Source organism: Flavobacteriales bacterium, from assembly GCA_013214975.1.
Lineage (GTDB): Bacteria > Bacteroidota > Bacteroidia > DT-38 > DT-38 > DT-38.
The window spans coordinates 1-8483 of record JABSPR010000085.1 but is presented as its reverse complement, the minus strand read 5'-3'; the positions used below and the strand labels follow the sequence as shown (position 1 = coordinate 8483).

Annotated in this window: 7 protein-coding genes; 2 read left to right on the top strand and 5 right to left on the bottom strand. The window is 35.4% G+C overall.

Translation table 11 applies throughout. The annotated features are described in order from the left end of the window. On the bottom strand, positions 1 to 1075 hold a 1075-nt coding region (locus HRT72_03700), incomplete at its 3' end, for an FAD-dependent oxidoreductase (GenBank protein ID NQY66811.1). Positions 1076 to 1172: 97 nt separating this feature from the next. Between HRT72_03700 and HRT72_03695 the strand changes: the two genes are divergently transcribed. Together HRT72_03695 and HRT72_03690 are read left to right on the top strand one after the other, a co-directional pair. Next, on the top strand, positions 1173 to 2009 hold the full coding sequence (locus tag HRT72_03695; GenBank protein ID NQY66810.1) for an N-acetylglucosamine kinase: 837 nt from the start codon (positions 1173 to 1175) through the stop codon (positions 2007 to 2009). A gap of 17 nt (positions 2010 to 2026) precedes the next feature. Further along, a complete protein-coding gene (locus HRT72_03690) occupies positions 2027 to 3262 on the top strand; it encodes a hypothetical protein (GenBank protein NQY66809.1) in 1236 nt (411 codons plus the stop codon). Between the two features lie 7 nt (positions 3263 to 3269). Here the strand turns inward: HRT72_03690 and HRT72_03685 are convergent, their stop codons facing one another. The 4 genes from HRT72_03685 to gldG form a co-directional block, all read right to left on the bottom strand. Further along, the gene (locus tag HRT72_03685) at positions 3270 to 4505 is read right to left on the bottom strand and encodes a metallophosphoesterase (protein ID NQY66808.1); all 1236 of its coding nucleotides are present in this window, start codon (positions 4503 to 4505) and stop codon (positions 3270 to 3272) included. A gap of 5 nt (positions 4506 to 4510) precedes the next feature. Beyond that, entirely contained in the window at positions 4511 to 5632 is a 1122-nt protein-coding gene (gene dnaN, locus HRT72_03680; protein ID NQY66807.1) for a DNA polymerase III subunit beta, read from the bottom strand. 61 nt (positions 5633 to 5693) lie between these two features. Beyond that, complete coding sequence (locus HRT72_03675) at positions 5694 to 6719, bottom strand: DUF4340 domain-containing protein (GenBank protein ID NQY66806.1); 1026 nt, start codon at positions 6717 to 6719, stop codon at positions 5694 to 5696. A gap of 2 nt (positions 6720 to 6721) precedes the next feature. Next, the gene (gene gldG / locus HRT72_03670; protein NQY66805.1) at positions 6722 to 8386 is read right to left on the bottom strand and encodes a gliding motility-associated ABC transporter substrate-binding protein GldG; all 1665 of its coding nucleotides are present in this window, start codon (positions 8384 to 8386) and stop codon (positions 6722 to 6724) included. Positions 8387 to 8483: the final 97 nt, after the last annotated feature.

Here is an 8483-nt window from a genome sequence, read left to right as displayed (position 1 = left end):
GACTCATAATTTCTTTTATTATTTCATCGTCGGAATAGCTTTCCGTTAAGTCGGAATACTTTCCGAATGTGAACGTCATGAGTGCGTTAACTTGATTGGTTTTATACATGTTTAAAAAGGTGTTGAATTTTCCTTTAGTGTATGGGGCAATACCTATGTAGTCAATTTGCTTATCCCAAAATATAGTGTCCCAAACGAGGACAAATTTATTTACGGTTCCCATTTCAAGTCGACTAATCCCTTCAGTCATTTTGTGTGGCAAGTCTGGTGTGAATGAAATGGTATTATTTTTAAGAACACCTAGAGGTACAGTTACAAGAACATAATCGCACAAAAAAATATGATTTGCTGTCTTTACTGTAATCACTTCATCCGTATAGTTAATGTCGACTACGCGTTGATTTAGATTAATATTTAGTGAGTCGGAAAGAAAAGAAGTGAGTTTGTCGTAGCCGTTTTTTATAAATACATCTTCTCCGCGGTAGTCTTTGTCGTCGTAGAAAAAAGTGGAAGATAATCTTGAAATATCGCCTCCTGTGTCAAATTCTAAATAGGATGAAAGCATGAATTTCCACAAAGGATCATTCGATTCGTCTTCATAGATAGAGTTGAAAACGGATTCAAAACTCTTATTAAAAGTACCAGAGCGTTTTACAAGCTTCAACGCATTTTTAAATTCTTTCTCTTTTCTATCTAGTATTTCGTCATGATATGCTACACCATTAGTGTCGTAAACGATTACATTATCATCATTAGTAAGGATTGTAGTAGCGCCACTTTTTTCGGCAAGTGACGTGATCGGATTATTTATTGGCCCATGAATCCAACTTGCTCCTTCATCAATAGGGAAACCCAAATCGCGATTAGTGCTTATTCTGCCGCCAATTTTATTTTGGGCTTCGAGTATCAGGCAGTTTATTCCATTATCTTTTAAATGCTTCGCAGCACTTAATCCAGCCATTCCTCCACCTATAATTATTACAGTAGATTTATTCTTTTTAATTTCATTATCGGGTTGGGCGATGATAATATGTGCGAATAGAAGTTGGACAATTATTAAATTAATGAATCTCACAAGCTAATATTGTAAAGTTTGGTTTAGTATTGTACGAAATGACAGTAAAAATAGTCCATTTATCACGCCCATTTATTTACTTTTGAATGAATAAGATATGATGAAATTAATAGCAGATTCTGGATCTTCTAAATGTGATTGGGTTGTTATTGACGACAGTGTTCGCATTGATGTCAATACGATGGGTCTGAATCCATTTTTTCATGACGCAGAATTTATTCAAAATATTATTCAAAACGAGCCTGGTTTAGTAAAGTATGTTGATGAAATTGCTGAAGTGCACTATTATGGGGCTGGTTGTTCAAGTGATGATTTGAAAGAGGTTGTTTCTACTGGATTGTCTGCAGTTTTCAGTAATGCACTTGTGTCTGTTCAGCACGATGCTTTGTCGTCCGTTTTTGCTACGTATGATGGAGACTCTTGTATATCCTGTATAATCGGAACTGGATCAAATTCAGTTTTCTTTAATGGAGTGGATGCAAGAGAAGAAGTACCTGCATTAGGGTTTGTTCTTGGGGATGAAGGAAGTGGTAGCTATTTGGGAAAGCGGTTACTCTCGGATTTTTTGTATAAAAAGATGCCTCTTTCTCTTTCAAATGCCTTTCTTGAAAAGTATGGGGTTGATAAAAATTCTATCCTGGATAATACTCTCAAGAAACCTAATGTTAATGTTTATTTGGCTTCGTTTGCACCATTCTTATCGGAGAATATAGGAAGTAATTATGCACAGAAAATAGTTGTTGATGCATTTTCTGCCTTTGTGGATATACATGTTATGTGTTACAAAGAAGCCAAGGATGTGCCAATTCATTTTGTAGGTTCGGTAGCATATTATTTCAAAGATCAATTGAAAGAAGTATTGGAAATGAATGGTTTGACTCTTGGGAATGTATTGCGCAAACCAATTGATGGCCTAGTCCAATTTCATAATTAATTTAGAATACTGCCACCATGAAATTAAATTTCAAATTGATAATCTTCTTGATTTTGATGCAATTGTTTTCAAATTGTGATCAAGTGGATACTGTTTCTGCAAAAGATAATTTGGTTGTAGAGTCTACGAATATGAACAAGTCTCCGCGGGTTGAGTTTTATTTGGAAATAGGAGACGAGGCCATGGGTTACTTTGATGAGCAAAGAACAAAAGCGAAGGAAATAGGTCTTCTTAAAAGTGAAGGGAAGAAATATCAAAGGGCAAAATTAAGATATAATGGAGATTCAATAGTTATTAAGTTAAAGCTTAAAGGAGATTTAGAAGACCATTGGGGTGGTAATAGGTATTCTGTTCGAGTTAAAATGGCTGAAGAAGAAACTATGTTCGGGTTGTCTGAATTCGCACTGCAGCCGCCATATACACGGAATTATATGAATGAATGGCTTTTTCATAGGATGCTAAGAGCCGAGGGGGTAATGTCATTGGATTTTCGATTTGTGAAAGTATTTATTAATGGAAAGGACTTGAAATATTACAATATGGAACAATATTTTTCGGACGATATTTTTAAAACAAATAAGGTCGAAAGAACGGTTGTAGTTCGTTTTAATGAAGATGAATGGGCACCCTTAATGCTTGCAAATGTAGGGGCGAAAAGATCGTTAGAAGTGTATCATAATGCGGAGGTTGAAGTGATGAATAAAAATGTGGTTAAGAAAGACCCTCAGCGAATAAAGTATTTTGAAAGAGCTACCGAAATTTTAAAAAAATGGCGAAGTGATAGTATTTCCACATCTCAAGCATTTGATGTTGAGAAGATGGCTCGTTTTTGGGCGGTATCCAATATCGTTAATACTGGTCATGCTAACTGTTGGAACAATAGGCGCTTTTATTACAATGCTCAAAATGATGTGATTGAACCAATTGGCTATGATGCGAATCCAAGTGATACCGTGAGAAGAGTTTTTGTCAAATTTCCAAGTCTTGGCTATAATTGTTCCGATTTTTTTAAAGACGATGATTTTGCTCGCGCCTTTTTAATTGAAATGCGTAGGATGAGCGATCCTAAATATTTAGATGCCTTTTTTAAGACAAACAGAGATACAATTAATGATATGATCGATATGATTGCCGAGAATAAATCGAAGTATAAATTTAACGAGTCATTGATTTATTATAACCAAGGCGTTATTAGAGAGAAACTTCCGAAATGGGAGGAGGAATATTTCAAGGAAGAGGAAAGGGTAGAATAGATTTCTTCTAACCTCTTTCTAGATTAAATACCGTGATTTCTGGTGATATACCCAGTCTCCCGGGGTACCCCAAGAATCCAACTCCTCGGTTTACATATAGTTGTTGCTTGCCATCCGAGTATAATCCTGCCCATTGTTTATAGAAGTATTTCGATGGACTCCATTTAAATCTCGGGATATCTATTCCGAATTGCATGCCGTGTGTATGACCAGCGAAAGTAACATCGATATCTTCTGTTTTGTTTTGTAGATGGTAATCCCAATAGGAGGGGTCATGGCTCATCAATAATTTTACAGGCATATTTTCGCTTCCCTTTTTTGCTTTCCTAACGCTACCTAGTTTTTGAAATCGCTTTGCTTTGCCCCAGTTCTCCATTCCAATTAGAGCAATTTTATCATTACCTTTTTCTAAGATAGCTGTTTCGTTTAGCAGTAGATTCCATCCCATATCTTTATGATATTGCTTCATTTCTTTTAGGTTTTCAGTTTTGTCTGATTCGCTGTCCCATTTAAAATAATCGCCGTAATCATGGTTGCCCAGAATTGAAAAAACACCCATGGGTGCCTTTAATTTGCTCAGGGTATATAAGTATGGTCTTGCCTCACTCGATCTTTCATTCACTAAATCTCCAGTAAATAGAATTAGATCAGCACCTTGCTCGTTAACTAAATCTGTGATTTCTTGGATTGGATTATTGGAAATAAAACTACCGGTATGTAAATCGGATATCTGAACAATTTTTAAGCCTTCGAAACCTAGCGGCAGGTTCTTAAGCTTCAAGGTTACTCTTTTAACGTCATAGCTAAAGGCTCCTTGAATAATTCCATATAGAAAGGATATAAAAGGTAAAGCCATTGCTACAATTGCCGCTCTGTTTAAAAATAACCTTCTTGAAATATTATTCGTTGATGATTTCTGAGAAGGGTTGATCTTGCGCAGAATTTTTCGTGAAATAAATAGTAAGTCATCTATAATTACAAAGAAGAGCCCAATGAATTTACATAGTAAGAAAGTCATTGCAATTCCCGGGATGTATACCTTAAGAATAAGTGGCCAGGAATGATAATTGATCCAAAATAAGTGGATCAGAACAGAAAGGCCACTAAGTATGGTAAAGCCAAAATATGTTACCGTAAGGAGTCTTTGATAGCTCTTGGGTAGTTTGTACGTTGTAATCTTTATCGCTTGATAAAAATAGTAATCGATAATTATAGATAGAGCAAGAAATATGAGTTGGTTCAACCCCTTTATGTATTCAGCATTACTGGCATGATGAGCATTAAAACTTCTTTGTTTGTATTACTATCATTCTGTGGAAGAATTATTCCTGCTTTATTGGGTGTAGATAATTCCATTACAATTTCTTCCGAATCCATGTTAGATAACATTTCAACTAAAAACCGGGCATTAAAGCCGATTTCTAAGTCTTCGCCACTGTATTCACAGGTTAAACGCTCATTCGCTTCATTCGCATAATCTAAGTCTTCTGCAGAGATCTGTAATTCACTTCCCTTAATGTTAAGCTTTACTTGGTGCGTTGTTTTGTTCGAAAAGATTGAAACACGTTTTATGGATCCTAATAAAGTAGTTCTATCAATTACTAATTTGTTTGGGTTTTGGTCTGGTATTACAGCCGAGTAATTTGGATAATTACCATCAATCAATCGACATATTAAATTGATATTGCCAAACGAAAACAAGGCATTTGATTTGTTGTATTCTATTTTCACAACGCCATCAACAGATCCCAATGTAGATTTCAACAACGTAAGAGGTTTCTTTGGGAGAATAAAAGAACTTAAATCATCAGCGCTTGAATCTGTTCTTCTGTATTTAACCAATTTATGCGCATCTGTAGCAACAAAGATCACATCATCGGGAGAAATTTCGCAAAGTACTCCAGACATTACTGGGCGAAGCTCATCGTTTCCTGTAGCGAATAGAGTGCTATTAAGTGCATCTGCAAGTACTTCTGGTTTGATCTCAATAGATGCAGGGGATTCGATAGATGGAAGTTTAGGGAACTCATCAGCATTATGTCCAGCCAATTTGTATTTTCCGAAATCAGACGATATTTCAATGCTGTTAGTCTTTAAATTTATGTCAAAAGTTAAGGGTTGCTCAGGAAATGTTTTAAGTGTATCTAAAAGCAATCTCGCTGGAATTGCGATGTTGCCATCTTCTTTTGCTTCAATCGTAATTTTTGCTGAAATAGTAGTTTCTAAATCAGAAGCAGATATTAAAAGATAGTTTTGGCCGATTTCAAATAAGAAGTTATCTAAAATTGGTAATGTGTTGTTGGTGCTTAGAACACCGCTTATCGCTTGAAGCTGCTTAAGCAATGATGTGCTTGATACAATGAATTTCATCTCTTTATTTATTGTCGGTTTTGTACCAGCAAATTTAATATTTCGGTAGAAAAGTTAGCGATTACTTATTAACAATAGAGTCGTTTTGGAACTTGGAAATATCGACTGTTAGATTGTCGAATGTGAAATATTGAATTAGTACAAAATCTGTTCTTCCGTTTTTCCTTAGTCTCCCGTACATTCTGTCCAAATCGGCAACCGTTGCTTTAGGATCATTTTTTCGATAGTCTCTTTTTATTATCAAATAAGCGTCTAATATGGTGATATCATCGTTGAAATCTTTAGCTGTAATGGTAAGGAAAGGAGTTGTATTCATTACTGAATCTTTCACTTTCATAAAGTTTATAAACCCTTCCATAGAAGTATGGTTGTATAAATTTAAATAGCTCTGGATAGTGGACGTATCGATATTGTTGGCCACGTTCTCTTCAAAGTCTGTAACTGTGAAGGATCCCTTCTCTTGTCTTATTCTAAAACTTTTTTCTTTATTAGAGTTATGCTTAATAGATACTTCGGAAATATTTCCAATGCCGTAATTAAAGATGGAAACATCTCTCCACTTATTGATGTCTGTGAAAAATCGAGATTGGACATCGCCTGAAAACCCTGGTATATTAACTACATATGGGTACTTCGCATTTTTACCCGTTTCAGTATCGCTAAGCAGCATGAAAGTACCTTTGCCTTCTTTTGTAGCTGTACCCACGTAATATATCTTAACTAATTCATTGCCTTGATAGACTTCTAGTTTGACACTATTTGTTGCTAGAAGCTTAATTATTGTTTGTCGCTCAGCTTTTGAAGTAGGTCGTTTTATTTCGATGTCTGAAAGTGTAGAGAGGATAATTTCAACGGCATCAGGTCTAACAACATACTCGTCGTTTGCTCGCCAGGTTCCGTCTTCTTGTCGCTCAATTGTGATCCTATTTTCTTTTTGGTCGGCTAAGAATAACTTTGTTACCAAAGAAGTATCTGCCACAGAAAAGTCTGTTAAGTCTTTGCTAGCGCGGTTAGATAATGTTAGGTTGTGAATTACACCGATTATTACAATTCCTGCGATAATCGCTAGTAGAATATTTTTTTTCATGCTTAACTATATTTTCTTTTTCTGAAATAAACTTGCAGAAAACCGAAACTAATTACCAATAGTATTGGAAGGGCAGTATTTATGAGTTGCCATTTTAACTTATGTTTTTCCAAAATAGTTTTGTCGAGCAGCCTCATTTTTAATTCACGAGACCTTACAGAAAGCATATCGATATTATCGGTTAAATAATTCATTGCATTTAGGAAAAAATCTACGTTACCATATTCTTGGCCGGTCAATCTTTCTTTACCTAATGGTAAAATGTCGCCATTATTGTATACTTCGTTTCTTATTATATCGCCGTCAGAAACAACTATCATTTTGGTTTTTTTACTTGTTTCTCTGTAATCTAAATTCTCATCCTTAGAGATTTGCTTTGTAAGTCTGTTCTTAAATACGGATGTAAATTCTCCTTCAAGTAATAACGCAATATTTTGATATGGATCGTTGTACGCTGCAGGATTTGGCTTCATATATGCAACTTTTAAATGGATAGGAAGAGGAGCTCTTACCGCTCGTGAGTATTTTGATGACCTCAAGAGAAAAGTCTTTTTTACTCCTTTTGCCTCAACGGTATCAAGGGAACTTGCATATTGACATTTAATGGCATTAAGGTTCTTAACCATTGGATGGAAGGATGTATTGGTTATTAATGGATAGTAAATCCAAGGGAATGGTTTAATGTCTTTTTTCATCGGAACCATCATTGGGATAATAGCGCATTGAAGGTCTTCAATGATGTCGGTATTAACCCTCGCTCCGTATTTAAATAATTGATCGGAAATATTTTGATTAATCCCAACTGCCATTGTTTCGCCCTTTATAGAAAGACTATCTATATTAGTTGAAACAGATTCCACCAGCCACATTACCTTACCACCCTTCATGATAAACTGATCGATAATAAACTTGTCTTTATCTAGGAATTCTTCTTCTGGTTTTGCGATGATGATCGCATCAATAAGCTTCAGCTTGTTTAATTGTCCATTCAATGTAATCCTCTCTACGAGATAGTATTCATCAAGACTTTTAGTGATACTTGCTGTTTCTTGCGCCGTTAGTTCACCATGACCTTCAATAAAAGCTACTCTTGATTTAGCAGAAACGGCGAGTTTTCGGATGGAGTTTGCCAAGCCATATTCGAGTGTTTGGATGGAGTTGTTTATTTGCTGTTCAGGACTAATTCCCATTTGTTCTTGTAGAAGCATTAACGGTACCTGCCTGTCGATATAGGTAATTATCGCTCCTGGAAAGATTACTTGCTGAGAAAATTTAGATTCATTTTGAACTTCAACGGAAGTGGGTTTTAATCCAGACGATGCTAAATTCTCGTATATTTTTTTTGTTCTCTTTTTGTTTTTATTCGCAGAAGGGTCGATAAATTCATATTGAATATTTCTTCCTCCGTACACTTTGAATTCATCGAGCATTTCTTTTGTGCTATTCCTTAGTCGCTTGAAATGAGAAGGAAATTCGCCTTCTAAGTATACTTTGAAGTAGATAATGTCATCTAGATTTAATAGCAAGTCTTTCGTGACTTTGGATAAAGTGTATCTCTTTTCAGTGGTTAGGTCTAGTCGTGAAAAGGAGAATGAACCGACAATGTTTAAACCAATAATAATGGTAAGTCCAAGTACTAATTGAATAAGATCTTGTCTTCTTTTCAAATCAATTAATTACCATTTACGGCTACCAATAACCGTTTTAGTTAATAAAATAAAGACTGCAATGAGGCTTCCGAAGTACAACGCATCCCGTGTGTCT